27 protein-coding genes and 1 riboswitch are annotated in these 26,591 nt (G+C 36.8%); of the genes, 15 read left to right on the top strand and 12 right to left on the bottom strand.

Features of this window, described 5'->3' with window-relative positions; all coding sequences use genetic code 11:
• Window positions 1-133: 133 nt before the first annotated feature.
• The 7 genes from ftsB to MTO68_RS12560 all read left to right on the top strand — a co-directional run bounded on the left by ftsB (window position 134) and on the right by MTO68_RS12560 (window position 7,417).
• Window positions 134-520, top strand: coding sequence for a cell division protein FtsB (gene ftsB, locus MTO68_RS12590; protein WP_244012721.1), 387 nt, complete (start codon window positions 134-136; stop codon window positions 518-520).
• Window positions 483-1,202 (top strand): 2-C-methyl-D-erythritol 4-phosphate cytidylyltransferase, encoded by a 720-nt coding sequence (ispD, locus tag MTO68_RS12585; RefSeq protein WP_004821849.1) that lies wholly within the window; start codon window positions 483-485, stop codon window positions 1,200-1,202. The genes ftsB and ispD overlap by 38 nt, the downstream gene beginning before the upstream one ends.
• A gap of 99 nt (window positions 1,203-1,301) precedes the next feature.
• The gene (rodA, locus tag MTO68_RS12580; protein ID WP_004719936.1) at window positions 1,302-2,438 is read left to right on the top strand and encodes a rod shape-determining protein RodA; all 1,137 of its coding nucleotides are present in this window, start codon (window positions 1,302-1,304) and stop codon (window positions 2,436-2,438) included.
• Between the two features lie 543 nt (window positions 2,439-2,981).
• Window positions 2,982-4,250, top strand: a complete 1,269-nt coding sequence (locus MTO68_RS12575; protein WP_004719943.1) for a D-amino acid dehydrogenase — start codon at window positions 2,982-2,984, stop codon at window positions 4,248-4,250.
• 18 nt (window positions 4,251-4,268) lie between these two features.
• A complete protein-coding gene (locus MTO68_RS12570; protein ID WP_244012719.1) occupies window positions 4,269-4,928 on the top strand; it encodes an Imm19 family immunity protein in 660 nt (219 codons plus the stop codon).
• A 292-nt stretch (window positions 4,929-5,220) separates the two neighbouring features.
• Window positions 5,221-5,309, top strand: a riboswitch (glycine riboswitch).
• A gap of 173 nt (window positions 5,310-5,482) precedes the next feature.
• Window positions 5,483-6,727: a D-amino acid dehydrogenase gene (locus MTO68_RS12565; protein WP_244012717.1), complete on the top strand. Its 1,245-nt coding sequence runs from the start codon at window positions 5,483-5,485 to the stop codon at window positions 6,725-6,727.
• Between the two features lie 81 nt (window positions 6,728-6,808).
• Complete coding sequence (locus MTO68_RS12560) at window positions 6,809-7,417, top strand: DUF4303 domain-containing protein (RefSeq protein ID WP_244012715.1); 609 nt, start codon at window positions 6,809-6,811, stop codon at window positions 7,415-7,417.
• Window positions 7,418-7,497: 80 nt separating this feature from the next.
• Here the strand turns inward: MTO68_RS12560 and nfsB are convergent, their stop codons facing one another.
• The 3 genes from nfsB to MTO68_RS12545 form a co-directional block, all read right to left on the bottom strand.
• On the bottom strand, window positions 7,498-8,151 hold the full coding sequence (nfsB, locus tag MTO68_RS12555) for an oxygen-insensitive NAD(P)H nitroreductase (protein WP_244012713.1): 654 nt from the start codon (window positions 8,149-8,151) through the stop codon (window positions 7,498-7,500).
• Window positions 8,152-8,249: 98 nt separating this feature from the next.
• Window positions 8,250-8,996 carry a UDP-2,3-diacylglucosamine diphosphatase gene (locus tag MTO68_RS12550; protein WP_004821836.1) on the bottom strand — a complete coding sequence of 249 codons (747 nt, stop codon included), beginning with the start codon at window positions 8,994-8,996 and terminating at the stop codon, window positions 8,250-8,252.
• A 92-nt stretch (window positions 8,997-9,088) separates the two neighbouring features.
• Window positions 9,089-9,598, bottom strand: coding sequence for a peptidylprolyl isomerase (locus MTO68_RS12545; protein ID WP_004821835.1), 510 nt, complete (start codon window positions 9,596-9,598; stop codon window positions 9,089-9,091).
• A gap of 168 nt (window positions 9,599-9,766) precedes the next feature.
• Between MTO68_RS12545 and MTO68_RS12540 the strand changes: the two genes are divergently transcribed.
• Together MTO68_RS12540 and MTO68_RS12535 are read left to right on the top strand one after the other, a co-directional pair.
• Complete coding sequence (locus MTO68_RS12540; RefSeq protein ID WP_004719961.1) at window positions 9,767-11,488, top strand: glutamine--tRNA ligase/YqeY domain fusion protein; 1,722 nt, start codon at window positions 9,767-9,769, stop codon at window positions 11,486-11,488.
• A 136-nt stretch (window positions 11,489-11,624) separates the two neighbouring features.
• The gene (locus tag MTO68_RS12535) at window positions 11,625-11,945 is read left to right on the top strand and encodes a pyrimidine/purine nucleoside phosphorylase (RefSeq protein WP_034615323.1); all 321 of its coding nucleotides are present in this window, start codon (window positions 11,625-11,627) and stop codon (window positions 11,943-11,945) included.
• 24 nt (window positions 11,946-11,969) lie between these two features.
• On the opposite strand, the gene MTO68_RS12530 is transcribed toward MTO68_RS12535, so the two are convergent.
• Window positions 11,970-12,866, bottom strand: a complete 897-nt coding sequence (locus MTO68_RS12530; protein ID WP_244012711.1) for a LysR family transcriptional regulator — start codon at window positions 12,864-12,866, stop codon at window positions 11,970-11,972.
• A 104-nt stretch (window positions 12,867-12,970) separates the two neighbouring features.
• Here MTO68_RS12530 and MTO68_RS12525 point away from each other — a divergent pair, with 104 nt between their 5' ends.
• Both MTO68_RS12525 and MTO68_RS12520 read left to right on the top strand, forming a co-directional pair.
• On the top strand, window positions 12,971-14,023 hold the full coding sequence (locus tag MTO68_RS12525) for an aldo/keto reductase (protein WP_244012709.1): 1,053 nt from the start codon (window positions 12,971-12,973) through the stop codon (window positions 14,021-14,023).
• Window positions 14,024-14,131: 108 nt separating this feature from the next.
• Window positions 14,132-14,575: an SRPBCC family protein gene (locus tag MTO68_RS12520; protein WP_244012707.1), complete on the top strand. Its 444-nt coding sequence runs from the start codon at window positions 14,132-14,134 to the stop codon at window positions 14,573-14,575.
• A 57-nt stretch (window positions 14,576-14,632) separates the two neighbouring features.
• Here the strand turns inward: MTO68_RS12520 and MTO68_RS12515 are convergent, their stop codons facing one another.
• The gene (locus tag MTO68_RS12515; RefSeq protein ID WP_004821822.1) at window positions 14,633-15,169 is read right to left on the bottom strand and encodes a lecithin retinol acyltransferase family protein; all 537 of its coding nucleotides are present in this window, start codon (window positions 15,167-15,169) and stop codon (window positions 14,633-14,635) included.
• 187 nt (window positions 15,170-15,356) lie between these two features.
• Between MTO68_RS12515 and MTO68_RS12510 the strand changes: the two genes are divergently transcribed.
• Entirely contained in the window at window positions 15,357-16,115 is a 759-nt protein-coding gene (locus MTO68_RS12510; protein WP_244012705.1) for a phosphodiester glycosidase family protein, read from the top strand.
• Between the two features lie 90 nt (window positions 16,116-16,205).
• On the opposite strand, the gene MTO68_RS12505 is transcribed toward MTO68_RS12510, so the two are convergent.
• The gene (locus MTO68_RS12505) at window positions 16,206-16,451 is read right to left on the bottom strand and encodes a hypothetical protein (protein ID WP_004719975.1); all 246 of its coding nucleotides are present in this window, start codon (window positions 16,449-16,451) and stop codon (window positions 16,206-16,208) included.
• A 192-nt stretch (window positions 16,452-16,643) separates the two neighbouring features.
• Entirely contained in the window at window positions 16,644-17,885 is a 1,242-nt protein-coding gene (locus MTO68_RS12500) for a transporter (RefSeq protein ID WP_244012703.1), read from the bottom strand.
• A 516-nt stretch (window positions 17,886-18,401) separates the two neighbouring features.
• On the opposite strand from MTO68_RS12500, the gene MTO68_RS12495 reads away from it, so the two are divergent.
• Entirely contained in the window at window positions 18,402-19,031 is a 630-nt protein-coding gene (locus tag MTO68_RS12495; RefSeq protein ID WP_034615342.1) for a TetR/AcrR family transcriptional regulator, read from the top strand.
• Window positions 19,032-19,060: 29 nt separating this feature from the next.
• Window positions 19,061-19,741, top strand: coding sequence for a class I SAM-dependent methyltransferase (locus tag MTO68_RS12490; RefSeq protein ID WP_244012701.1), 681 nt, complete (start codon window positions 19,061-19,063; stop codon window positions 19,739-19,741).
• Between the two features lie 154 nt (window positions 19,742-19,895).
• Here MTO68_RS12490 and plsB read toward each other — a convergent pair whose 3' ends face one another.
• The gene (gene plsB / locus MTO68_RS12485) at window positions 19,896-22,097 is read right to left on the bottom strand and encodes a glycerol-3-phosphate 1-O-acyltransferase PlsB (RefSeq protein ID WP_244012699.1); all 2,202 of its coding nucleotides are present in this window, start codon (window positions 22,095-22,097) and stop codon (window positions 19,896-19,898) included.
• Window positions 22,098-22,329: 232 nt separating this feature from the next.
• On the opposite strand from plsB, the gene cysK reads away from it, so the two are divergent.
• On the top strand, window positions 22,330-23,328 hold the full coding sequence (cysK, locus tag MTO68_RS12480; protein ID WP_154130056.1) for a cysteine synthase A: 999 nt from the start codon (window positions 22,330-22,332) through the stop codon (window positions 23,326-23,328).
• A 121-nt stretch (window positions 23,329-23,449) separates the two neighbouring features.
• Here cysK and MTO68_RS12475 read toward each other — a convergent pair whose 3' ends face one another.
• The 4 genes from MTO68_RS12475 to MTO68_RS12460 form a co-directional block, all read right to left on the bottom strand.
• Window positions 23,450-23,986, bottom strand: a complete 537-nt coding sequence (locus MTO68_RS12475) for a transglycosylase SLT domain-containing protein (protein WP_239045543.1) — start codon at window positions 23,984-23,986, stop codon at window positions 23,450-23,452.
• A 131-nt stretch (window positions 23,987-24,117) separates the two neighbouring features.
• Window positions 24,118-24,699 (bottom strand): hypothetical protein, encoded by a 582-nt coding sequence (locus tag MTO68_RS12470; RefSeq protein ID WP_004821805.1) that lies wholly within the window; start codon window positions 24,697-24,699, stop codon window positions 24,118-24,120.
• Window positions 24,700-24,727: 28 nt separating this feature from the next.
• The gene (locus MTO68_RS12465; RefSeq protein WP_004719987.1) at window positions 24,728-25,672 is read right to left on the bottom strand and encodes a phosphatidate cytidylyltransferase; all 945 of its coding nucleotides are present in this window, start codon (window positions 25,670-25,672) and stop codon (window positions 24,728-24,730) included.
• Window positions 25,669-26,409, bottom strand: coding sequence for a lysophospholipid acyltransferase family protein (locus MTO68_RS12460; RefSeq protein WP_004821804.1), 741 nt, complete (start codon window positions 26,407-26,409; stop codon window positions 25,669-25,671). The genes MTO68_RS12465 and MTO68_RS12460 overlap by 4 nt, the downstream gene beginning before the upstream one ends.
• Window positions 26,410-26,591 lie beyond the last annotated feature (182 nt).

The following is a 26,591-nucleotide window of genomic DNA, read 5'->3' as shown; positions in this document are numbered from 1 at the left end:
CTTATTTTTTATAAAGAAAGAAAAGTTATTTTGTTCTAGTTTTGCAGTTTTCGCATAGTTTAGTGTTCTTCATACAAAATATTTGATGTATATTAGCATCTTAATTTAATGCTGTTACTCAAGACGCAAATCCATGTTAGAAGTCTTTAAAACAACTTCAAGTAAAGTGATTGCAGTACTCGCGATTTTAATCGTTGTGGTATTACAATATCGCTTTTGGTTCGGTGAGGGTGGTCATTTCCCTCATCAAGCTTTACTACAGCAAATTGAACAGCAAGCTGAAGTCAATGCTGAGTTAAAAGAACGCAACCGAATTCTTGCTGCCGAAGTGTATGATTTAAAAAATGGTGCTGAAGCCATAGAAGAACATGCACGTTTAGACCTCGGTCTAGTCAAGCCACATGAAATTTTTGTACAGATGAGTACCATCAGTACCCATTACAAACCTATTTATACCGATCCAAGTGTAGATTTAAGAACCAATGAAGATGACAACGAACCTGCACCAGAACAACCGTAAAATTTGGGCAATTGTTCCTGCGGCTGGCTCAGGGCGTCGTTTTTCAAAAACCGAACTTAAACAATACCAAGTCATCCAAAATCAAACAGTGTTAGCGCATACCATAGCGCGTCTAAACGATTTACCGCTTGCGGGTTATGTACTGGCTGTTGGTGAGCAAGACCATTATGCGCAAACATTGCCATTAAAAAATAAACATTTGAGCCATTTTTGTTTAGGTGGTGCAGAGCGTGTTGATTCGGTTTTAAATGCGTTGCGTTATTTAGAACAATTTGCGCAAGCCGATGATTTGGTTTTTGTACATGATGCAGCTCGTCCTTGTGTAACACAACAATGTCTTGAAAATTTAGTCGATACCGCAATAAACCTGAACAGCAGTGCGATTCTTGCAATTCCTGTAAGAGATACTTTGAAGTGTGTTGAAAATCAGCAAGATATCAATAAAACAGTCAGTCGAGATCAATTGTGGCAAGCACAAACACCACAAATTTCTACCTTTTCAAAGCTTAAAACAGCAATCGAAACTGCTTTAGCGAATAATATTGTCATTACAGACGAGGCGAGTGCATTGGAATATATCAATGAACCTGTCAAAGTGGTCATGGGGCGTTCTGATAATATTAAAATTACTTATCCAGATGATTTGGAGTTGGCCAAGTTAATTTTGCAATCGCAGCAATAAAACAACGAAAATAAAAATAATTATGCATTGATTGATTTTCTCAACCGCTATTTATCTCTATAATTTGACCAGATTAAACTAGGTTTAAGATTTGTATTCATGACACCATCGCCACAGTATAAGTTTTTACGTCAATCAGTCAGAGATGGTTTAAGTATTAATCAAAAAGTTTCAAGGTGGGACAAACTACACCTTGATCCTTGGTTATTGGGCTTTTTAATTATCAATGCGATTTTGGGTTTATTGATGGTCTATAGCGCATCTTCTGAAGATATGTCTATGGTCATTCGACAAGCCGTGAGTTTCGGTGTTGGTTTTGTTTTACTTTTTATTTGCGCACAAATTCCACCAAAAGTATATCAAGCGATTAGTCCTTGGTTTTATTTGTTTGCAATTTTGTTGTTGATTCTGGTTTTATTGGTCGGTGATGTTCGATTAGGCGCAAAGCGCTGGCTGACTATTCCAGGGATTGGCAGTATGCAACCCAGCGAATTTATGAAGTTTGCCATGCCATTGATGATGGCATGGTATTTTGCACGTAACCCGTTGCCGCCTAAGTTTAAACACATTGTAATTGCTTTGGTCATCATGATGGTGCCTTTCGTATTGGCGTTGTTACAGCCAGATTTGGCAATTGGTATCGTGATTGGTGGTGTGTTTGCTTTGTTTTTAAGTGGCATGTCGTGGACTTTAATTATTGGGACCTTAGCGGCATTGGCACTGGCTTTCCCTTTAATTTGGACTTTTGTATTACAAGCTTATCAAAAGAAAAGGATTATGACCTTATTTGATCCTGAGTCAGATGCGCTTGGGGCAGGATGGAACATTATCCAATCTAAAATTGCGATTGGTTCAGGTGGAATGACTGGGCGTGGATTCTTAGAAGGAACACAGTCTCAGCTGGGTTATTTACCTGAACATCATACTGATTTTATTATGTCGACCTATGCAGAAGAATTTGGCTTTATTGGGGTATTCTTCTTATTTGCACTTTATACCGCAATGATTTTTAGATGTATGATCATTAGCTTAAGCAGCTTCCATAACTATGGCCGTTTATTGGCAGGTACGATTGGTTTGTCTTTGTTTTTCTATGTATTTGTAAACTCGGGTATGGTCAGCGGGATTTTACCTGTGACTGGTGATCCATTACCGCTGATGAGTTATGGTGGATCAGCCGTGATTGCGTTATTGGCGAGTTTTGGTATTGTTATGTCTATCCATACGCATAAATAAAATCTTTGCAATTTAGAATTTCTCAATCTAAAGCTATTCCTTCTCTTTTTTAAGAGAAGGATGGTATCAAACATAAATAAAAATATTTTTCTTAAAATTAAATCGCTTATATAGTCAACCTGTCGAAAACTTAGATACAAAAATACAATTTCTCCTCATTAATAAAGACCTTTCATAAATCAAAATATGATCCTGTGGAGTGAATTATATTGGTATTGAAAGTTTCTTCTCTCTGTGGAAGAAGGCTAGGATGAGGGTGCTTTAGTTTCAAAAGACATAAGCTTTATTTATGATCAGTGACTTGATGGAAATCATTTTTATAAATGATTAGGTAGTTTGACTATAGCTTGCTGATAGTTTAAAAATCATGTGATATTGTTAATGATTTATCTATTTAAAATCGAATTAAAGCTGACATTTCAACATCAAATCGGTATTGCTAAATCTGTTCTAAGTGCTAAATTAAAATAGTCATATAAATTATTTCTCTAACTACATCATTTTTATTATAAGACGATTAATTCGTATAAGGTTCGGTTCAGTATGCATATCATCATCATGGGGGCAGGTGTTATTGGTACAACATCCGCCTACTATCTAAAACAAGCAGGTCATGAAGTCACTGTGATTGATCGACAACCCAATGTGGCTTTAGAAACCAGTTTTGCCAATGCTGGGCAGATTTCTCCGGGTTATGCATCACCTTGGGCTGCGCCAGGTATTCCACTAAAAGCATTTAAATGGATGTTTCAACCACATTCACCATTGGCGATTAAGCTAACAGGTGATATGCATCAGTATCAGTGGATGGTCCGGATGTTAGCTGAATGTAATATCAATCGCTACCAGATCAATAAAGAGCGAATGGTACGAATTTCAGAATATAGCCGTGACTGTTTGGATGAGTTACGTGCAGAGACCAAAATTCATTTTGATGAACGTCAACTAGGCACATTACAACTTTTTCGTAAACAACATCAATTGGATGTGGCAGGCAAAGATACTGAAGTTTTAAAACATGAAGGTGTACCCTTTGAGTTGTTGGATAAAGCTGGGGTTATCAAGGCTGAACCTGCTTTAGCCCATGCAACAGTTGATTTTGTTGGTGGTTTGCGTTTACCCAATGACCAGACAGGCGATTGCCAAAAATTTACAACAGAGTTGGCAGAACTTGCAGCCAAACAAGGGGTCAATTTTTTATTTAATACGGTAATTGAATCAATCGAAAAAGATGCTGAACGGATTACCGCGATTCACTTGAAAGATGGTAGCAAAATCAAGGGAGATGCTTATGTCATGGCATTGGGCAGTTATAGTCATGAAATGCTCAAACAATTGGAGATAGATGCACCTGTATACCCTTTAAAAGGCTATTCAATTACTACCAAAATTGTTGATCCGGCACTTTCACCGGTTTCTACAATCTTAGATGAGTCTTATAAAATTGCCTTAACCCGTTTTGATGATCGAATTCGAGTAGGGGGTATGGCTGAAATTAATGGTTTTGATCGCTCTTTAAAATCTAGCCGTGAAGACACTTTGCTTATGGTTTTACAACAATTATTTCCAAATGCAAGTGACATATCAGATGCACATTTCTGGACGGGTTTAAGACCAGCCACGCCAGATGGAACCCCGATTGTTGGTAAAACAAGGTATCAAAATCTATATACCAATACAGGGCATGGGACCTTAGGTTGGACCATGTCATGTGGTTCAGCAAAATTATTATCCGATATTATTTCTGGAACCACACCACAAATTGAATATGATGATTTGAATGTGTTCCGATATGACTCAGTGAATCACTAAGACGATTGTTAAGGCGATATGAATCAAAATCACCAAGTCGCAGAACAGGAAATTTCATTTTCCAATGTACATTTTTGGCATTGGTTTCTGCTTTTACTTCGTGGTTTTGATGAAGAAAAGGAGTTGAATTTAGATGAGGCGATTCAGGAAGCGGTTGGTTTAGATCCGTATAGCAAGGAATTGGCAGCGTGGTATCAATCATTTTTACCCAGTGAAAATAATACCATTCGAAATTATCAATTTTCCATTAGTGCTGATATTCGGGTAGATATCCAGTTTACCCATGAGCAGATTAATTATTATCTCAATGATCTATATATAGGCAATCTGGGTGGGCACTTTGAAGCATGGTTTTTTACGCTAGAAGAACTTTTGAGTTTTCAATTGAATGATCAGCATTTCTTATTATTGTTAACGATGTTGGGTGTTGAACCTCAACAGACTTTAGAGGCTAAAATTCAAATATCAAAAAGATTAAATAACATTCCGTCATTTCAAGGGCAACAAGATTACATCGCAAATTGTATTGTGAATGGTTTAAAGATGAATCAAGAATTTTATCAGGATGAACAAATCGGGATATTAAATCGACAAAATCATAGTATGCGTAATGTTGAGTTATATCCTGATGATTTGGAACATATAAAAACCATTAATCTTATTTTAAAGCATGAATAAATATGAAAATAATAATAAAAGCGTTGTTTACCGCGATTAGAAATGGAGAAATGAAAAACATTCGCTGTAACTTTGCAAGATGTTCGACAACTTTTCAAGAATTGACAAAGCTTGATGCTGACTTCAATCAAGCTACAACAGAGCCAGAGTCGCTGAACAAGTTAATCGCTAAGCTATTTAATTCTTAAGCAATTTAAAGATCTTAATTTTTAATTTAAAAATTAGAGAATAATTGAACATATTTTACTTGTATTCGAACAAATTCATGGCATATTAATTGCTAATACAAGGAAAGATGATTGCAGGAGAGAAGTCTCTTGTGGACTCGCCGAAGGAGCAACGACCCCGGAAACTCTCAGGCAAAAGGACTGTAATCATTGTAAAACCTCTGGAGAGAAGTCATTCTATTGAAAACAAAAAAGAAATGACTCACCGAAGGGGATGGTAAAGCCTAAATAGTTTAGGTTTTTATCGAAGCTCTCAGGTACACATGACAGATGGGGCATACATTGACAATGTAATAAAAAAATATTGCATTTCAACGGAGTGTGCGTATGTGTCATGTCGTCATTATTGGTTCTGGTATTACAGGTGTTACCTCTGCCTATGAACTTGCTCAATTAGGTTATCAAGTTACTGTTATTGATAAACATTTATTTCCCGCAATGGAAACATCTTTTGCCAATGGCGGGCAGCTGTCTGCATGTAATGCTGAAGTGTGGAATCAAAAATCCACTGTGTTAAAAGGCATTAAATGGATGGCGAAGAAAGATGCACCATTATTGCTCAATCCATCTTTTGATTTGCACAAATATGCATGGCTGGTCGAATTCCTTGGCAATATCAAACACTATGAAGCAAATACTCAAAATACAGTGAAAATGGCACTTTTAGCGCGTCAAAGGCTATTTAATATTGCTGAACAAGAAGGCATTGATTTTGATTTAGAAAAACGTGGCATCTTACATTTCTACCATTCTGAATATGATTATAAAGTGGCAACTAACGTCAATGCGCTGTTATGTAAAGGTGGTTTAGAACGCCATGCCGTGACCAATGAAGAAATTAAATCCATCGAACCGAGTTTGACGGGTGAATACTATGGTGGTTTTTATTGCCCAGGTGATGCAACTGGTGATATCCATAAATTTACCACTGGACTTGCCAAAGCGACTGAAAAATATGGGGTAAAATATTTATTTGGTATGGAAGTCGTTAATGTAGAACACACTGCCAATGGGGTAAATATTCAATATCATTCGAGTGTTGAAAACATGGAAGGTAGTTCAGTAGCAGTTGAACAACTCAGTGCAGATGCCGTGGTGATTTGTGGTGGTGTTGGCAGTTACCAATTGGCCAATCAATTGGGCGATCGTGTGAATGTTTATCCTGTAAAAGGCTATTCCATCACCGTACAATTAGATGATGAAAAAAGTATCAATGGCGCACCTTGGGTCAGCTTGCTCGATGAAAGTGCGAAAATCGTCACGTCACGATTAGGTGCCAATCGTTTACGTATTGCTGGAACTGCTGAATTTAATGGCTATAATCGAGATATCCGCTCAGATCGTATCCAACCTTTAACAGATTGGGTCAATAAGAATTTCGATATTTCAACCGAGCATTGTATCCCGTGGGCGGGTTTACGTCCGATGATGCCGAATATGATGCCTGTGGTAAAACGTGGAAAACGTGAACGGGTATTTTACAATACAGGGCATGGGCATTTAGGCTGGACGTTGTCTGCTGCAACAGCTGTGATGATTAGTCAGGAAATTGCAAGCTCGCATCCGATTTAATCGTATAGGCAATACTTTGGTATTTGCACTCTGGTGAATGTCCATATTTACCAGAGTGCTGGTAAAATTATTAGGTGTGTTATGAATATAGAATCAACAACGCAAAAGCACTGGCATGAAACGAGTTATGCAAAGTTAGTTGAATCGATTCAATATATTGCACAAAATTATCACGATGTGTACGCCTTGGCCTTGTACTATTATTGTGATGATGATGAACCTTGTTTTCCCAAAGTTGAGCTGAACTTTAATACCATTGAACAGTTTGAGTCGCAAATTTCTGAAGCTTCGAGTCAAGCTGAAGCGAAATGGAATTATGCCTATTGGTTACAACAGCCGTCTTGGGATATTGGTGGAGAGAATGATCAGCTTTTGGCACAATGGTTTGAGCAAACACCATTTTATTATTCTCAAAAACAGATGGAATATGCTGAACAAGAAGATGATGCACTATTTAATGAACTTTTAGAAAAAGGCGAGCAGTTTGCTCAATTGTTTATTACACAAATAATCAAAATGGTTCAGCAATTATTTTCTGAAAATATTCTTCGCGATACATTTGGGAAAAATCTTCCAGTCATTATTCATGAGCTTGAATATTATGAAGAACCCATTTCGTGGACCAAAAGAGCCAATCCAAGTGCATTAATCAATGAATTTATGGATGCCTGTGAAAGTGATTTCTCTTAACAAAATATGCTTATGATTCAATGCTGAGGGACGTGATGTGCCCCACAGCACTTATTGAGTGGAAGCAAGCACTTTAAACGTTATAGACGAGTAAAGACTTCTTCTTGGGTCAAACGAGACTTGGGCAATTTTGCATTAAAGTCAGTATCACTACGATAACCGAGTGTCATAATCACAGACGGGACCAAATTCTTTTCAATTAAGCCTAATTCTTCAGTCAGAATATCTTCGTCAAAACCACCGATTGGCGTTGCATCGATACCTTCAATACCTGCAGCTAACAGCATTTGACCCAGTGCGATAAAGGTTTGATTTTCCGCCCAGCGCTGAATATCACCTTTTTCATTGCGATAATAAGAGACATAGCCTGTACGACTGTCTTTTTGACCTTGTCTGGCCTTGTCATCTTTAAAGCGGCCACTGAGATCATCCTGCTGAAGTAAATTACTCAGGTGCTGTTCTGTAATATCTGCTTTGGTACAGAATAAAATCGTATGTGATGAATCTAAAACCTTTGGTGCGTTGTAGCTATATTTACCGACTAAGGCTTTGGCAATACGTTGTTTAGCTGCATCATTGTCAGCAATAAAAAAATGCCAAGGCTGGATATTGATTGACGAGGGGGTTAAACGCAGGATTTCAAGTAAACGTGCAAATTGTGCTTGAGGAATCTTTTTAGAAGAATCATAAGCTTTTGTGGTGTAACGTGTTTTTGCTACATTTAATACATCCATAAGGCGATCTCATATATCGTAAATTTTCGATATATTGTATGCTAAAATCGCGAAATTTGAATCTTCAAAACGTAAATAAAGGTGAAAAATCATGATTTTTAATCATGGGTAAAGTGATTTTTATCTGAAATAATCCATTTAATAAATTTCCAATCCGCATTTTCATCCACTTCTAAAATCATTGCTTCAGATGTTTTTTCGCGCCAATCCCCTAAAACAATTCTAGTTTTACCATTTACATCATGAATTTCAGGGCGATGGGTGTGACCATGAACCAACAGGTCGACATTATTAACTGCTTTTTCAACAGCTTGCTGGTTAACATCCATAATTTCATAGGATTTATTTTGTTGAGATTCACGGCTTTTTTTACGAAAACCGTTGGCAAGTTTTTGTCTAAAACCAAGTGGAGTACTTTTTAAAAGTCCTAATACAATCGGATTGCGAATAATTTTTTTAAATCGTTGATAAGAAATATCATCGGTACATAAAGCATCGCCATGTTCAAGACGAAATTTTTTATCACCAATGTTAAATGTATAAAATTCAGGAAGTAATTTACCATTAAACTGATTTAAAAATGTTTGCCCTAAAGCAAAATCACGGTTACCCACTTGAAAATAAATTTGATTACCAGCTTGCAAGGAAAATTGTTTTAGATGCTCAATAATTTCATCTAACCAAGGCGCAGTATAATCATCTCCAATCCAAGCATTAAACCAGTCACCGAGAATAAACAGTTGCGTATTTTGATATTTATAGTGTTCTAATAAATCAAAAAACCCTCGAACCAGTCGAGGGTGTTCTGGTGACAAATGTAAATCAGCGATAAACAGATAGGTCACTTATTTTTCCTATTTAATAATTCTCCCAAGCTTGCTTTGTAAAGGGGACAGTATCCCTTTATTTAAAAGTCAGCTTCGGGAGGATTTATAAATTATTCAGAGATAATTTTTGCAGATTCAATCACAATGTTTTCTAAAGGAACATCAGCATGATAACCACGGTTACCTGTACGAACGCCTTTGATTGCTTCAACGATGTCTAAACCTTCAGTTACTTTACCAAATACTGCATAACCCCAACCTTGAGCAGTTTTACCTGTATGGTTAAGGAAAGAGTTGTTTTTTACATTGATAAAGAATTGTGCAGAAGCAGAGTGAGGCGCTTGAGTACGTGCCATTGCAATCGTACCTTCGTCATTGCTTAAACCATTGTCCGCTTCATTTTCAATTGAATCACGTGTGGTTTTTTCTTTGAAGTTTTCATCCATGCCACCGCCTTGGATCATGAAACCATCAATAACACGATGGAAGATTACGCCATCATAAAAACCATCACGAACATATTCTAAAAAGTTAGCAACAGTTTTTGGTGCTTTTTCAGAGTTAAGTTCAAGAACAATGCGTCCTTTGTTGGTGTTTAATTCGACTTGAGGAAAACTCATTCTATAATCTCCTAATCATGACTAAAAATGTCATGGGTTTTTGGTTGAGAGAAGCATAAGCAAACTGTAAACTACATAGCAAGTAAAAATGTGAAATTCTTTTGTTAAAAAAGGATAAAATCACATTTTCTATATTCAATTTTAACTTTTAGAAGTGATTTATCAACTATGAAGCCAAATGATGTTGTTTCAGAACTGCCGAAAACCCCGACAAATAGTCCAAGCCCTGTCGATAATGCGCAGCAAGAACAACAAGCGGGCTTAGATTTTGTACGCCAAGTCATTACAGAGGATTTGGCAGCGGGCCGTACACAAAAAGTTGTTACACGTTTTCCACCTGAGCCAAATGGTTATCTACATATTGGCCATGTAAAGGCTATTTGCTTAAATTTTGGCATTGCTCAAGAATACGATGGTTTGTGTAACTTGCGTTTTGATGACACCAACCCAGATGCTGAAGAACAAGAATATGTTGACGGTATTGCCAATGACGTAAAATGGTTAGGTTTTGAGTGGAATGGCGAACCTCGCTATGCATCAAGTTATTTTGACCAATTACATACTTGGGCAGTTCAGTTGATCAAACAGGGCGATGCTTATGTAGATCTACAAAGCCCAGAAGAAATTAGAATTAACCGTGGTAATTTTGTCGAGCCAGGTAAAAACTCACCTTATCGTGATGCATCTATTGAAGAAAACCTTGCTCGTTTTGAAAAAATGAACAATGGTGAGTTAGCTGAAGGTGAAGCAGTATTACGTGCCAAAATTGATATGACATCACCAAATGTACATATGCGTGATCCAATTCTATATCGTGTACTTCATTCAGAACATCACCAAACGGGTGATAAATGGAAAATGTACCCAATGTATGACTATGCTCATCCATTGTCAGATGCGATTGAAGGGATTACCCATTCATTATGTACTTTAGAGTTTCAAGACCATCGTCCATTTTATGATTGGGTGGTTGAGAAAGTGCATTCACAATCAGTTCCACGTCAGTATGAATCTAGCCGTTTAAATATAGATTATACGATTACCTCTAAACGTAAATTACGTAAATTGGTAGAAGGTAACTATGTTCATGGTTGGGATGACCCGCGTATGCCAACTGTAGTGGGCATGCGTCGTCGTGGTTTTACCCCTGAAGGGTTACGTGAGTTCTGTAAGCGTGTAGGTGTATCTAAAACAGACGGTATTGTTGATGTGGCTATGCTTGAGTTCTGTATTCGTCAATCTCTTGAAAACACAGCAGCACGTGGTATGGCTGTTTTAAATCCGCTGAAAGTAACTTTGACTAACTTGCCAGCAGATTTGGACTTAAGCCATGCACGTCATCCAAATGTAGATATGGGCGATCGTATTATTCCTTTAACCTCTGAAATCTTTATTGATCGTAAAGACTTTGAAGAAGTTCCACCAAAAGGTTTTAAACGTTTAGTTCCTGAGGGTGAAGTACGTTTACGTCATGCTTATGTGATCAAGTGTGATGAAGTGATTAAAGATGCCAATGGCGAAGTGATCGAGTTGAAATGTTCAATTGATCCTGAAACTTTAGGTAAAAACCCAGAAGGTCGTAAAGTGAAAGGCGTTGTACATTGGGTTTCTGCGTCGAAAGGGATTCCGGCTGAGGTTCGTGTTTACGATCGTTTATTCACCGAAGCTGCACCAGATGCAGATGATGATTTCTTGGCAAATTTAAATCCAGAGTCTTTAACGGTACTTCAAGCGGTGATCGAGCCTGCTTTGGCCCAAGCGCAACCAGAAGATCGTTTCCAGTTTGAGCGTGAGGGTTATTTTGTTGCGGATCAATATGATCATACAGCAGATAAACCTGTGTTTAACCGTGTCTTAGATTTGAAAGATAGCTTTAAACCGGGTAAATAATTTTATTCAATCTTGAATAAAATCATGATTTAAGACCTAGCTTCGGCTAGGTCTTTTTTATGCTGTTTAAAATTGATTGAGGAATACTATAGAAAAGCGATATAGTAAATGCACAAATAATAATCAGGACAAAAATATGTCTTCCCAATTTGATTTTGTTACGGTCCATATTAAACCTAATGTTCATTATAAAGGGCGATCAATCAGTTATCTTATCGAATGCAAAGATGGTTCGAAGAAAACATTAGGGGTCATTTTACCCACAGAGAAACCTTTAACTTTTGAAACGCATGTGACTGAGCGCATTGAGATTGTCTCTGGAAAATGCTTGGTTCGGATAGCAGATCAAGAAGAAATGGAAGTCTATAGTTCTGGAGAGTCTTTTACTGTTCCTGCAAATAGCCGTTTTAGTCTGCAATCCAGCGAAGTTGTAGATTATGTTTGTCATTTGGAATAACGGATAACGTTAGCCAAATCATCATTAGAATTCTTTAAAGTAATCCTGTAAATACTCAATAAAAACTTTTACTTTATCAGAGATTAATTTTTTATCGGGAATAACAGCATAAATAGCAGTGGGTTCTATCATAAAATCAGGAAGCACATGAACCAGTTTTCCTGAATCTAAATCGTTTTTGACATGCCAAAGTGAGTGATTAGATATGCCGAGCCCTGCCAAAGATGCCTGACGAATCCCTTCGCCTGAGTTGGTAATAAAATAGCCATTTACCTGAATATCTAATCTTCTATTTGGGTTAGCATGATCCACAAAGTTCCATGTATTGCTGATGCCTTGTTGATGACGTTGCACGATACAACGATGTTGCTGTAAATCCTCTAAACGTTTCGGGATACCAAATTTAGCGAGATATTCAGGTGCAGCACAAAGTAAGCGCTTATTGATAGCTAATGGTTTTGCGATGAAAGAAGAATCTTGTAGTTTGCCAATGCGAATCGCAAGATCCATGCCTTGACTAATAAGATCTACATTTTGGTCATTTAAATCTAAATTGATTAATAATTCAGGGTGTTGTTTTAAAAACTCAGCAATAACCTGAACCAGTATCTGTGTTCCAAAGGTTGCGGAAGCCGTGATATTGATGCTTCCTGAAAGTTTTTGATCTTGAAGCTTTAAATTTTCGGTTAATGTCTGGAAACTATCGAGTAGTGGACGTCCTTGCTCAATCAATATTTTGGCTTCTTCGGTCAGACTCAGTTTCCGTGTCGTGCGATAAAAAAGTTTAAGACTGAGCTGATTTTCAAGCCTTTGCACTCGTTGACTTGCCACTGAAACTGCAATATTGGCTTCTTTTGCCGCTTGGCTGATTGAACCTAAATCTGCGACACGTAAGAAGAATTGAAAGTCTTGTGTATTCATTTTCCATAAAATCGAAAAAGTAATTCCTTATTATCCTGATTTTTAAAATAATACCAAGTTGTTATTTTGTGATGAGACACATTATTCAATCAAGGTGAATGATCATGAAATATAATTTTTTAGGCAATTCTGGTTTAAAAGTATCTGAATTGGGATTTGGTGCTGGAACCTTTGGAGGAAAAGGTCCTTTATTTTCTGCATGGGGACAAGCAGGGCAAAAAGAAGCCAACCAAATGATTACCACATGTATAGATGCAGGAATTAATTTCTTTGATACTGCCGATGTGTATTCAGACGGTGAATCTGAAATAATGCTTGGAATTGCATTAGCGCCTTATCGGCTCAATGCGATTATTTCAACTAAAGTTGCGCTTCGTAGCAACGAGCAAGTGAATCAGGTTGGCTTTAGTCGTCATTATTTAATTCATGCAGTAGAACAATCATTAAAACGCTTAAATACAGACTATATCGATGTTCTACAGTTACATCAGTTTGATAGCTTTACTTCGCTAGATCAGCTTATGAAAACTTTAGATGAATTGGTCCGAAGCGGAAAAGTTCGTTATATCGGGGCATCTAATTTTTCAGGCTGGCAATTGATGAAAGCGCAGTCGATTGCAGATCGTTATGGTTATGAAAAAATGGTGGCACATCAGGTGTATTATTCATTGATAGGTCGGGATTATGAATGGGAGTTGATGCCTTTAAATCATGATCAGCATATAGGTGCTGTTGTGTGGAGTCCTTTGGGATGGGGACGTTTGACAGGTAAGTTTGATCGTGAGCATCCTTTGCCTGAAAATAGTCGCTTACATGAAACAGCACAATTTGCGCCACCTGTAAACGAAGAATATCTTTATCGGGTGATCGATGCCTTAAAACAGATTGCATTAGAAACAGGATATTCAGTCCCACAAATTGCTTTAAAATGGCTGTTAACACGAGCTACAGTTTCGACTGTACTGATTGGTGCTCGAAATCAACAACAACTGCAAGATAATTTCATTGCAAAAGATCTAGTGCTTACGGATTTACAATTACAGCGTTTAAATCAAGTCAGTGCGGTTTATCCAGCATATCCATATTACCCGTATTGGAATGGTCAATTTTCAGAGCGCTATCAGCGCATTGTTGAATCATCACTTATTCAAACCTAATCCGTTAAATTTGTTAACAAAAACATGATACTGATTACATAGCACTTATGTTATCAGTATCACTTTGTTATCCATATAGTTCTATATAAGCTTAGAAGAGTAATAAGAATGAATCCAACCATTGAAACTCAAATGTTAATTCGTAAACCTGTCTCTGCGGTTTTTAATGCATTTATTGATCCTGAAATCACTTCAAAATTCTGGTTTAGTCGATCTACAGGCCCGCTAAAAGAAGGCAAAATTGTGCAATGGAGTTGGGATAAGTATCAAGTCAGCGCAAAGGTTATGGTATTTAACATTATTGAAAATAAATTGATTCAAATTACTTGGGGTGAACCCAAAACATCGGTAGATTTTATATTTGAAGAAATTAGCCCCGAGCACACCTATTTAAAAATTAGAAATTACGATATTTCACTACAAGGCTCTGAACTGATTCAATTTATTATCGATGCGACTGGGGGATTCACCACAGTGCTGGATGGTTTAAAAGCTTATTTGGAGCATGGAATAGAACTTAAACTGGTTGAAGACAAATTTCCACCATTTTAGTGGTGATTTAAAATTAGGGCTTTGCCTAACGTCATATGATAAACCTAGCTGAGTATTTTACTTTTTAGGCTGTTGTTCTTTAAGTGATAAATAGGTTGGAAGTTTTAATTTTGACTGGGCCCTGAGTTTCATTTTTATATATAAGACCAATGCAAAACAGGTGGTTGCAACTGTTAAAAATAAGCCATTCATATAGGTCATGATTGAACTGATATAGCCAATCGTGGTTAAACGGTTCATCATTTTTACCACTTGAGGACTACTTTCAACCCCTGTAATTGCCCAACTACACAGATGTTCACAATTATTGATAATCAAATGATAGCTGTTTTCGTTCATACGTGTACGCATACGTCGCACCACATGACGACCAGAAAACTTAGGTTGATCATAGTAACGGACACGGATCACTTTACCATGTGAAAATTTTTCTAGTGAAGTGATTTCGATTGGGCGTTTTTTTACAAAATGTGCCAGCCCTGAATAATGTATAACACGACCTTTTCCAGCATAGATTCCATGATGGCTATAGCCAAAATGTTTGACGATTAAATGCGCACCTAAAGGGTATTTAGCTATTTGTTTTGTCTGCATATTCCACTCAGTTCAAATAAAGTGTACACATGTATTTAATTGAAAGGATAGTTTGATTATAACCATGCAAAATGAATTTGATAGCCCTTAAAGTGATAATTAAGTAAAAAAATGCATTAAAAGTGCTAATTAGCCTTCATTATTCAATAGATCACACGATAAAATATAACGCTTTGCAGGGGATGTTATGAACTTTAAAACAGGGGTATATGCGCTGATAAGCATGATGGGATTGAGTGCACTTTCCTTTCAAGTCAATGCCAATACTGACTATATCAAAATAATCAAAGACAAGAAGGTGATCGCAGATGCTGTTCGTATCGAAGATCTGGATCAGCTACAACTATTTTTAAAAAACCAACAAGGGCAAACCTATAAAAAGTTCGCAGCTGTGCAAAAAGAGCGTAAAAATTGTCAGATCAGTTTTGCCATGAATGCAGGAATGTATCACCCTAATTTTGCACCAGTAGGCTTGTACATTGAACAAGGTAAACAACAAATAGAATTAAACCAACAAAAAAACAAATTTGGTAATTTTTTTATGCAACCCAATGGTGTGGTTGCTTGGAACAATAAACAAGCTGTGATTAAAACCACAGAGCAATATCTTAAATCTAATTTTAAAGCTCGCTATGCTACACAATCTGGTCCAATGTTATTGATCAATGGTGAGATCAATCCAATTTTCGTTAAAAACTCAGATTCGTTAAAAGTTCGCAATGGGGTGGGAATTAAAAATAATCAACTGTATTTCGTGATAAGTCGTGGAAAAATTAATTTTTATAATTTTGCTGATATTTTTAAGTCGCAGCTTAAAACAGATCAAGCTTTATATTTAGATGGCTCAATTTCAAGTGCATTTATTCCACAAGCGAAAAGGAATGATCAGACTTATGATTTAGGCCCAATGTTTATTTATAGTGAAGCAAAAAATTGTGACGATTAAAATGTGAAAATTAAAGTTTTAGTTTTTATTTACAGGCAAAAAAATGGATGCCTGCAAACAGAAGCATCCATTTTGTAGATCAAGGATAAATTACTTAACCATGCCAATGATTGAAGACTGTGCTTTACAGGCTTGAATAGCATCTTCTTTAGATAACTTTTTAATTTCTTCTTCAAAGGCTTTTTTCTGTTCTTTTAGTGAATCTTCAGGAATGCCACTTTGTTTTGCCAAGTCTTCCATATGCTTCCAAGATTCTTCACATTCCTTTGGCATGCCACCACATGCGGTTAAGATAGTGCCTAAAGCGAGAATTGGAATTAAACGTAATAATTTCATATTCTGATCCTTTAATTTAAGTTGGTTTTTTACTGAGGTTTATTCATATTGATCATTAAAATTTATAGCGTATACAAATGACGAAAAAATGAATTTGTCTTTGAATAAAAAGAAAAAGACTTCATTCTCAAGTATATACACTAGAATGAAGTCTACGCTAAAAAAAATTTTAACAAGATCATGCATTGAGCATTAGAAACGGTAACCTATTTTTAAACCATAACCTATGGCATTGTTGTCACGATAATCGCCTTGTTGGGCGATCTCAGAAGCACCGGGTACAGGAATGTAATAGGTTCCATCTTGTGCCGTGGCATCCCCAATCCAAATATATTTGATACCTCCTGCGATAAAGTAATTGTCAGCAGGGTTGTATTGAACACCTAGCCCTAGGCCCCAACCGCCTTTGGTAGGATTCAATACAGAAGCAGGATTTCCAGTACCTGAATCCCATGAAACATCAGCCGACGCAGCCCATTTTTGTGTAAATTGATGTCCTAAACCCACAGTGATGCTGTATTGGTCTTTTTGATAGTCATCCAGATTAAATCCGCCAGCATATAGGCCTTGGCTTAACTCAGCTGTTGCCAGTTCGGTGAGTGCACCAAACTGTGTTGGACGGATTCTAAAATCTTTCCAATTTACCCAACGCGCATTTAAATATGCCAACGTATCTTTATATACACCAGTTTGAAAATCTAAATTTACCGATTGTGGCGTGTTGATTTCTGTATCTTTATCAGTGGTGAATGCTAAAGGTTGTCCAAAAATGGTTTCTTGAGCACCTATTTTGTGCTTGATTTTAGAACGATAAGTCACTGCTGCTTTTAAAGCAATTTCAGGAATCTGAAAAGCAGCACCAGCAAGCCATCCAACAGCACTATCTTGTTTAAAGTTGGCATCATAGCCATTAAACACACTCATCGAATTACCACGTAAAGACACTTTACCTTTGACTGTCTGGTATACGCCACCGCCGTAGAGGTTAAAATGAGCATCTGGCTGAAAACCAAATAGCATCGCAATATTTTGAGTATCAACATCCGCAAGGGTACCTTTCATACTGATTTCAGTATCAGAGAAGGTATTATTGCTACGTAAAGGATATTCGATTGCAGCACCATAAGGTTGATCATAGATGAGCCCAAAGGAAACTTTTGGCGCAATTTGCAGTTTTAATGCTGCATTATAGTATTGATATGATTGTGCCATATCACCTGTACTCAGATCATTGCTGCCTGCATTGACTAAATCAGGTCGATTTCGGACTTTGCCTGATACTTTCGGGTCAACTGCGGCAATACTGGCTTCGAAATAATTCTTGTCTTCAAGAAACGCCAGTATCGATTGTCCAGATTGATCCATCGCGGCTGCATGAGTATAAGCAGTGGGTAAAATGCTGAGGATACTGAGAATGAGTGATTGAGTTTTCATGCTTTTCTTTCCTTGAATGTTTTTTTTATTTCGCATATAAAATTCAGACAAAACTATAGTGAATAATAGAGGTTAAGCTATTAGTTTATTTAAGTTTTATCTGAAAGCTTTATGATTTTAGTGAATCATTTTTACTGGATTTAATAAAGGGGTGTAATGACCAATTTAAGGGGGGATTATCGGACAATTCATATGTGCATTGTCTTAAGAAGTTGCCTTAGATCATTGAATAATATTGAAGGATCAATCGTTGATTTAAAAAAGATTATTTTCCAAAAAGAAGTAATTTAAAAGACTGCTTTGATCGATTAGGAATTGATAGATCAGCAATGGTGCAAAATAACCACAACAAGATCTGTAAGTTCATCAATGATTTATTAAATATTGAATCAAGCGATCTGGGTGGATAGCTTATTGCTGCAAAATTTATTAGTATTTAATCTAAATTACCTTGTGGTATCAGCAAGGGTACACTATTCGCTGTCAGGTTATTTGGAAAGGAATTTACGTATCGCTATGAACTATAAAAGATCCTCTGTCATGGAAGAGAAAATGCAACAGAACCGCGAGATGATTTTATTGTCTGCACGAGAACTGGTTGCACAAGGAGGATTTAAAGATGCACAAATTCAAGCGATTGCGGATCGGGCAGGCGTTTCAAGTGGACTGGTCTATCGTTATTTTGAAAATAAAAATCAGGTATTGATTGAAGTTTTAAATGCGGCGATTCATATCGAAGTCAATATTCTCAATGATATTGCACATACCCAACTCAGCGCTGTAGAAAAACTAGATCGCGCCGTTACAACTTTTGTAAAAAGGGCAATGAATAGCCCTCGACTGTCTTATTCTTTATTATTTGAACCTGTCGATCCTCAATTTGAGTTAGAACGTTTTCAAAGCAAGCAATTGATTAAAGAAAGTATTATTAAAATTTTGACCGAAGGACGTCATTCAGGTGAGTTTATTTTTGAGGATTTAAACACCACCGCATTGTGCATCGTGGGTGCAATGACTTTTGTTGTGATTGAACCTTTAAGTATCGCCAAGACCAAGCGTTTTGATAAAAGCTATAAAGAGTATTTTGTAAAACAAATCGCTGATTTTTGTTTACAGGCAGTGAAAGTCAAACATCCTCAGGAATAATATTAATCATCATTGCAAGGCTTAAAGAAATGGCAAAGGACTTTAATAATCCAGTTGTAGTTGAAGGATATGATGCACATATTCGTAAATTAATTCCCGGTTATGAACTGATACATTTACAAGTCCATGCTGTATTAAAGAGCTATGTATCGACTCAAGCGAAGATTTTAGTCGTGGGATGTGGTACAGGTTATGAACTGCAATATTTGGCTGAGCAATTTCCTCATTGGAATTTTATAGCAATAGATCCTGCAGCAAATATGATTGATAAAGCCAAACAACATATAGCAGATTTAGGGCTTTGTTCTCGAATTCAGTTTATACAAGGTGATACATCTGTTCTTAAACGAGTCGATGTGAGTTTTGATGTGGCTTTGGCTATCTTGGTTTCACATTTTGTTCCAGTTGATGCAAAAGCACAATTCTTAAAAGATATTGCAAATCACCTAAGCAATACTGGTCTATGTTTAAGTTATGAGTTGATGGAAATTTCGAATACCAAACAATTACAAGCTTTAAAAAATCTGAGTTTAGCAACCGGATTAACAGAAAAACAGGCGCAACTTATGACCGATCGTATTGAACAAGATTTTGCTTTAATTTCTGTTGATGAAATGAGTGCTTTGTATTTGCAAGCAGGTTTTAAGCGTGTGGAAAGTTTTGCTCAAGTATTGAATTATCATGGTTTTATTGCATTTAAAACGGACTAAGAAAAACCTCTAAGTAATAACTAAAAATCATTTTTTGCTTTAAAGTAAATCAATTAGTCATATTTCTATGAGCTATATACGCTTATAAAAAAGTTCCTTATCCAAATGGTTGAAGGAACTTTTTTATTGTGGATGATCGTCAAAGCTTAAAAGATTATTTCTCTTTGCTTTCTTTTTCAGGTTCTTTCACCACATTGACATCATACAAATGCGCAAAGGCTGAAAGTAAACGAATTTTAGGATCTGCATTTGAAATCTTAATGCTTTGATCCGCTTCAAGTGTGATTAATTTCTCCGCAACAAAATAATCGACAATTTGTGTGATTTCACTCTCAATCTCAGACTCATCCCATTTTAAAAAGAAGGCTTTTTGTATAAGTGGGTATTGTTCGATGACTTGGGTATATAAATCAGATTTTGAAATCTCAAATTGCTGCTGCTCTGTTTCAACACGCAATACTTTGGCAATCAGTGCTGGCAGGATAAACGTGTGCAGAATGTTATTACTGAAATACTTAAGCAAGCCCACCTGTATATCACTGACTTTCACCCAACGTTCATTATCATGCTCAATCAATTCAACTTGTTTAAGCTTCATGGCATATTGAATGATTTCTGTGTTGGAAAGCTCAGTGATTTGCATACGCTCATCATAACGATGCTGTTTGAGTAGATTACGGAATTGTTCTAAACGTACCAATACTTCACGCTCTGCCAAAGCATGCGTTGGTGCATTTAACAAGACCAGAGAAATCAAACTAATAGGATTAATCACCACGGCTTTATTGATATTTTCCAAAATATCAAATGCAACATCATTGACCGTGGCTTTAACAGACTCAGGCATCTCTTCATGCAAAGCAACACGTTGTGGAGCATTGTTCTTTTTTAAGATATCTTCAAGGAAAACCGGTTCACCTAAATTGACATGGACAACACCAAAGACTTTTTCAATCTTTTGAATAGATTTAAGTAGTCCAAATAGTGATTCAGCTTGTTTTTTCTGTCCACCCAGTTCTTTTATGTATGAACTGCCTTCGATCAGTTTTTCATATCCAAAGTAAGTTGGAATAAAGGCAATCGGTTTGCTATTTCCACGCAAATAACTTTGGATGGTCATTGCGAGCATCCCTTTTTTAGGCGGCAATAAAAGTCCAGTACGAGAACGACCACCTTCAATAAAATATTCCATCGGTGTATTTCGATTGAGCATACTGTAGATATATTCTTTAAAGACAGCGGTATAAAGCGCATTACCATTAAAGCTACGTCGAATAAAGTATGCACCTGCACCACGCATCAGTTGCCCAACCACTGGCATATTTAAATTAATACCTGCTGCAATATGCGGAACCATCAAGCCACGGTTATAAATCACATAAGACAATAACAAATAGTCAATGTGGCTGCGATGACAAGGGGTATAGACAATTTCATAATCTTTGGCAAGTTCACGAACCGTATCGAAATTATGTACTTCGATACCGTCATAGAGCTGGGTCCATAATTTAGTTAAAGCAATTTCAGCAAAGCGTAAGGTTGAATAAGAAAAATCAGAGACGATTTCATCGAGGTATTTATGCGCGAGTGCTTCGGCTTCATTAATGCTGATTTTTTTATGAATACTTTCATTGAGAATGGCTTCTTTGACCGCATCACTCACCATGAGTTTGTTAATCACATTGCGACGATCTGAAATATCAGGACCAAGAATTGCTTCTTTATAGCCATTAAATTGTTTATTGAGCTCAGTCACCACATAATGCGCTGGTGAAAAATTGGGGGTGAGTTCAATGGCTGAGTCAATTAACTGGCGTAAAGAAACTGCTTGATGGAATTCAATATAATTATTACGGCCATACAGGGTAATATTCAGTGCTTGTTTAATGCCCGTTGGTTTAGCCCAAGCATCGGTCATCAATGCTTTATACCAGCTATCTTCATTCTCTGGTGCACGTCCCCATAAAATCGTTGTTGGTACTAAAAGCACATCTTGCTCAGGATGTTTCAATAAATATTCGACTAAGCGAATAATTTTATCTGGGTAGTATGCAGAAGCATTGCTTTTTGTTGGTTCTAAAGTGATAAAACGATCATCTTCCTGATAATCTGCCCCTAGATTAAGTGGCGCAAAAGCAGGGCTGAGTTTTCTTTTTTCTGTTTCATTGTCGATCAAGACTTTATTTGAAGTTGAGTCGTCTTGAATGACATAACAAATCGGAAAATTGGCTGTGTTTGGATCATTAACTGTATTTTCAAGTGTTTTTGTATCGCCTAAAACTTGTGGGCTGACGATTTTATCTAAGATTTTTTTTGTAAATTGACGATAAAATTTTTGATAAGCATTGCTTGCCATAATATTCTCTAAATATGAGTCATATCGTTATTATGCTTGAAATAATATACAAATATATAGTTTGATTTGACGACAAATCGGTCAAACACTTTGCCTAAAAACTAAACTTATGATTTTTATCAATAAACTATTTCGATATTGGTATAATTAAATTCAGTTACTCAATATCAAAGTTTCATAGAAAAGCATTATGATAGATTGATATAAATTCATTTAAATTCAAGGAAAGGTCATGTCTACAGATCCAAATTTTCCAGCAACTGAAAACTTAGGGATTGCTGTTTATTCTAATAATGCTGAGGCAATTGGGAATACACCACTTATTCGTATCAATCGTCTTATTACAGGTGGCGCAACGGTCTTAGCAAAAATTGAAAGTCGTAATCCTGCTTTTTCTGTTAAAGATCGAATTGGCGCTGCACTTATTGCAGATGCAGAAGCGAAGGGGCTTTTGAAAAAAGGCATGCATATTGTAGAACCAACCAGCGGAAATACTGGTATTGCATTGGCATTTGTAGCAGCGGCAAAAGGTTATGCGATCACTTTAACTATGCCAGCAAGTATGAGTATAGAGCGCCGTAAAGTATTAAAAGCGTTGGGTGCAAATTTAATTTTAACTGAGCCCGCAAAAGGTATGAAAGGCGCAGTTGACGAGGCAGTACGTTTAGCAACAGAACAACCTGAAACATATTATTTACCGCAACAATTTGAAAACCCAGCCAATCCTAAAATACACGAGACAACAACTGGTCCTGAAATTTGGGCTGCAACAGGCGGTAAAGTCGATATTCTTGTTGCTGGTGTCGGAACTGGCGGTACCATTTCAGGTATTTCAAGTTATTTTGAAAAGGTCAAGCAGCAAGCGATTTACTCCGTTGCTGTAGAACCCGCAGATTCACCAATTATTGGACAAACCAAACGTGGTGAAACTTTAACGCCTGGGCCACATAAGATCCAAGGGATTGGTGCAAACTTTATTCCGAAAAACTTGGATTTAGACTTAGTTGATGAAGTTATTGCTATCGACAACCAAGAAGCGATTGATTTTGCCCGTCAAAGTGCCACTCAAGAAGGTATTTTTGTCGGTATCTCTAGTGGTGCGGCGTTAGCTGCTGCTGCACAATTAGCTGCTCGTCCTGAAAATGCAGGCAAAACCATTGTGGTGATTCTTCCAGATGCGGGTGAACGTTATTTGTCTTCCGTTTTGTTTGAAGATATTTCAGCAGATTAAGTTTGAATTAAATCGTTTATGTCTATGTTGTGTATTGTTGTTATAGACTAAAAAATAAACCCGCTCAAGTATCAGCAAGAGTGGGTTTATTTTATTGATATTCAGTTTCTATTCTTAAATTTTATAATGAAGACTTTAACTGCTTTTCATGTTGTTTGACTTGTTTCGCGTATCGTTTACCTTGGCGTTTCATTTTACGATTTGTTTGGTAATTTGTGGGTCCAACATTGTAGTAGGCTAAGGCCGTTTTCCAGCTTCCTGCACTTTGATTATATTTTGCCAAGATCATGGTGCCACAGCGTACATTGGTATATTCATCAAACAAATCACCAGGGCAGGCCTGTTGCCAATAACGCGGCATGATTTGGGTAAGCCCAACAGCACCAGATGGAGAGGTGACATAACTCCGATAGCTCGATTCTTGACGGATGGTTGCTGCGATCAGTAAAGGATCTACATCATATTGATCTGCGCTTTGTACAATCATTGGGGATACACGATTGGCAACATCGGGAGAGACAGAATAGGCTTTTTGGATTCCAGTCGAAAGTTTAGCAGCACGTTTTTGCACAGAGCCGCCACCCAAAGACGAACATGCTGTGATCGCAAGTGTTAAGCCTACTGCAGAAATTATTTTTAACTGATACTGAAAATTCAAAATAAAACCAATGCTATGTATCCAAGATTGCCCTGATGTTAAGTAGCTGATTTAAACCTGTCAATCTATGAAAATTGGTAGATTTATTCGTGATTTGTATCTTAAGCTGTTGGTTGCTTGCTATTTAGGCGTTATTTCGTCATTTTTGCTTGTTTTTTCTGTAACATTATTGCCAACATTAAATGCAATGGATTCTGAGCAGTATATTGGACTTCAAATTGTTGATTTCCATTGTGCTGGTACAGAGCATAAATTACTGGAATATTTAATTTATTTTCTTCAATCACATTTGAGTCTTTATCTAAAAGTTCTTTGGTCATATCTGCAAGTACATTGGTGCTAATCTCTTGTTGAATTACACCTTGGCAAATATATTGTGCACCTTCAAAACGATCAGTAATCAAATCGATTAGATTTTGTGAATCCTGATTGTCTTTATCAGCCTGTAATTTTTCCAGATTTAATCGCTTTATTTTAGTTAAAGTGATTCCTTCTATAGAAGGGATGGTTTTTGTTGTTTTGTTTGCATTTGGATTAAATTGTTGAGTAAGTTGATTTAATTTTGATCCAAAACTGATATTTACCTGACTTGAGTAGAGTTTTTTTACACGATCAGTCACTTGTTGATTATTACATTCAGACTGATTAAATAAACTGCACCCTTGCAGACCAAAACCTACACAGAGCATTGTAAATATTATTTTGTAATTCATCTATATCTCTCACAATCATGTTTATTCACTAACTCCACCAATATCTTAAAATATGAAAGAAGATAGGTGCAGAAAAGCAGATAGAATCAATCCGATCTAACATCCCACCATGACCATGAATCAACTGTCCCCAATCTTTGACACCACGGTCACGTTTGATGGCTGACATCACCAAACCACCGAAAAAGCCAAAGATACATACAACCAGTCCTATCAATGCAGCTTGTAGATAGCTAAATGGAGTAAGCCATGCCATAGCAACACCTAAAGCTGTGGCTAAAACAATCCCACCCACTAAGCCTTCAACTGTTTTTGATGGTGATAAGACCGGTGCAACCTTGTGCTTTCCAAAAAGCTTACCACAGACATATTGCAAAACATCGGATGCTTGAACGACCATAATCAGCCAGATTGCTAACCAAATCGGTTCACCTTTAAAACCATTTAGTTTTAAATTGAGTAATGCAGGAACATGGGAAATACAGAAAACACAGACCATGAGTCCCCATTGAATTTTAGAACTACGTTCAAGGAAGTGTTTGGTATCTTCTTGTTTTAAACTAGCAATCGGAATCAGTAAAAATACATAAAGTGGAATAAAAATTGAATATAAGCCGTACCAGTCGATATAGATCAAATAATATTGATAGGGAATAACAAAATAAAAGGCGATAAGTAAAGGGAAATAATCACCACGCCGTGTCGGCAATAGACTGGTAAATTCTCGTAGAGCAAACAGGGAAATAATCCCAAATAAGATAATAAATGCAGTTTGACCCAATAGGATTGCTGCGCCAATGACGATCAACATCACCCACCAAGCATTGATTCGTGCGTTTAAATTATCAATCACTGATGAGGGTTTTTGCCCAGCTTTTTGCTTGAGAATAAAGCCCACGCTAGATGCAAAAACTAAAATTCCCGCAAAAATACCAAATAAAAGATAGGTTTTATTCAGATTATCTAAAATCATTGATTCTCAACCTCTTTTAATTGTAATAGCTGCTTCTGTGCATAATCTATAAATGTGGCTTTATCCATTTCTAAATGTTGTTCTAAAGGAAAGCCAAAGCATACGGTAGACAGTAACGGCAAAGGAACAAAAGAACCTTTTGGCATGACACGTCTTAGATTTGAAATCCAAACAGGGACAATCTCAATCTCAGGAAATTGTTTATGTAAGTTATAGAGGCCACTTTTAAAAGGTAACAGCTCAAGATCATCATCAAGATTTCGAGTACCTTCAGGAAAGAAAATAATGGAATAACCCTGAGCAAGAGCGTCTTTCACAGGTTGTAAAGGGTCTGCATTATCTTCGCGATTACGTTGAATCGTGACACCATTAAAGGTGTCTTTAATTAAAAATTGTCTAAAGCCATCTTTCAGCCAATAATCTGAAGCAGCAACAGGTTTAGTTTTACGACGCATCAGTTTTGGAAGTGAAGACCACAATAAGATAAAGTCGATATGACTATTGTGATTGGCATAGTAAATACGTTGTTTCATCTCAGGCTGACAACCAACCCATAAGCTACGAGCACCAGTTAAGAGTCGTGCGCCACGGCGTGTCAAAAATGCGATAAAGCGAGCAATAGAGTGTGATGCTAAATTTCCATTAGATGAATCTAAGTGTTGAGTCTTTTGTTCTAAAGACGGTTTATTGTATGACTCTTTATCTTGTTCGGAACGTTGTTCAGGTAGTTGATTCATTCTCTAAGCCGATTGATATTGAAGCATTTTATTGTGGGGCAAGCTGTATAATAAGATGATTAAAGTACAAAATTCTACTTTTTAAGTGACTAGAATAAAAATATAACCAACCTTAGTTTTGAATAAAAAGTAAAAAGCTTGGTCTCCATTTACAAATTTATCATTTCTGTTTTTTGAATCAT

The sequence above is a fragment of the Acinetobacter sp. NyZ410 genome, from assembly GCF_022828975.1.
Taxonomy (GTDB): domain Bacteria; phylum Pseudomonadota; class Gammaproteobacteria; order Pseudomonadales; family Moraxellaceae; genus Acinetobacter; species Acinetobacter guillouiae.
The sequence above is the reverse complement of the archived record's forward strand: the minus strand, read 5'-3'. Positions and strand labels throughout refer to the sequence as shown.

Bases quoted from the DNA above. Each gene is read 5' to 3' on its own strand.
- ispD (WP_004821849.1), top strand. From the start codon at position 483: ATGAAGATGACAACGAACCTGCACCAGAACAACCGTAAAATTTGGGCA.
- rodA (WP_004719936.1), top strand. From the start codon at position 1,302: ATGACACCATCGCCACAGTATAAGTTTTTACGTCAATCAGTCAGAGAT.
- MTO68_RS12520 (WP_244012707.1), top strand. From the start codon at position 14,132: ATGAATCCAACCATTGAAACTCAAATGTTAATTCGTAAACCTGTCTCT.
- MTO68_RS12510 (WP_244012705.1), top strand. From the start codon at position 15,357: ATGAACTTTAAAACAGGGGTATATGCGCTGATAAGCATGATGGGATTG.
- MTO68_RS12575 (WP_004719943.1), top strand. From the start codon at position 2,982: ATGCATATCATCATCATGGGGGCAGGTGTTATTGGTACAACATCCGCC.
- MTO68_RS12500 (WP_244012703.1), bottom strand. From the start codon at position 17,885: ATGAAAACTCAATCACTCATTCTCAGTATCCTCAGCATTTTACCCACT.
- MTO68_RS12535 (WP_034615323.1), top strand. From the start codon at position 11,625: ATGTCTTCCCAATTTGATTTTGTTACGGTCCATATTAAACCTAATGTT.
- MTO68_RS12545 (WP_004821835.1), bottom strand. From the start codon at position 9,598: ATGAGTTTTCCTCAAGTCGAATTAAACACCAACAAAGGACGCATTGTT.
- MTO68_RS12490 (WP_244012701.1), top strand. From the start codon at position 19,061: ATGGCAAAGGACTTTAATAATCCAGTTGTAGTTGAAGGATATGATGCA.
- MTO68_RS12570 (WP_244012719.1), top strand. From the start codon at position 4,269: ATGAATCAAAATCACCAAGTCGCAGAACAGGAAATTTCATTTTCCAAT.
- MTO68_RS12465 (WP_004719987.1), bottom strand. From the start codon at position 25,672: ATGATTTTAGATAATCTGAATAAAACCTATCTTTTATTTGGTATTTTT.
- MTO68_RS12515 (WP_004821822.1), bottom strand. From the start codon at position 15,169: ATGCAGACAAAACAAATAGCTAAATACCCTTTAGGTGCGCATTTAATC.
- nfsB (WP_244012713.1), bottom strand. From the start codon at position 8,151: ATGGATGTATTAAATGTAGCAAAAACACGTTACACCACAAAAGCTTAT.
- MTO68_RS12525 (WP_244012709.1), top strand. From the start codon at position 12,971: ATGAAATATAATTTTTTAGGCAATTCTGGTTTAAAAGTATCTGAATTG.
- MTO68_RS12530 (WP_244012711.1), bottom strand. From the start codon at position 12,866: ATGAATACACAAGACTTTCAATTCTTCTTACGTGTCGCAGATTTAGGT.
- MTO68_RS12565 (WP_244012717.1), top strand. From the start codon at position 5,483: ATGTGTCATGTCGTCATTATTGGTTCTGGTATTACAGGTGTTACCTCT.
- MTO68_RS12460 (WP_004821804.1), bottom strand. From the start codon at position 26,409: ATGAATCAACTACCTGAACAACGTTCCGAACAAGATAAAGAGTCATAC.
- MTO68_RS12560 (WP_244012715.1), top strand. From the start codon at position 6,809: ATGAATATAGAATCAACAACGCAAAAGCACTGGCATGAAACGAGTTAT.
- MTO68_RS12470 (WP_004821805.1), bottom strand. From the start codon at position 24,699: ATGAATTACAAAATAATATTTACAATGCTCTGTGTAGGTTTTGGTCTG.
- MTO68_RS12540 (WP_004719961.1), top strand. From the start codon at position 9,767: ATGAAGCCAAATGATGTTGTTTCAGAACTGCCGAAAACCCCGACAAAT.
- plsB (WP_244012699.1), bottom strand. From the start codon at position 22,097: ATGGCAAGCAATGCTTATCAAAAATTTTATCGTCAATTTACAAAAAAA.
- MTO68_RS12495 (WP_034615342.1), top strand. From the start codon at position 18,402: ATGAACTATAAAAGATCCTCTGTCATGGAAGAGAAAATGCAACAGAAC.
- ftsB (WP_244012721.1), top strand. From the start codon at position 134: ATGTTAGAAGTCTTTAAAACAACTTCAAGTAAAGTGATTGCAGTACTC.
- MTO68_RS12505 (WP_004719975.1), bottom strand. From the start codon at position 16,451: ATGAAATTATTACGTTTAATTCCAATTCTCGCTTTAGGCACTATCTTA.
- cysK (WP_154130056.1), top strand. From the start codon at position 22,330: ATGTCTACAGATCCAAATTTTCCAGCAACTGAAAACTTAGGGATTGCT.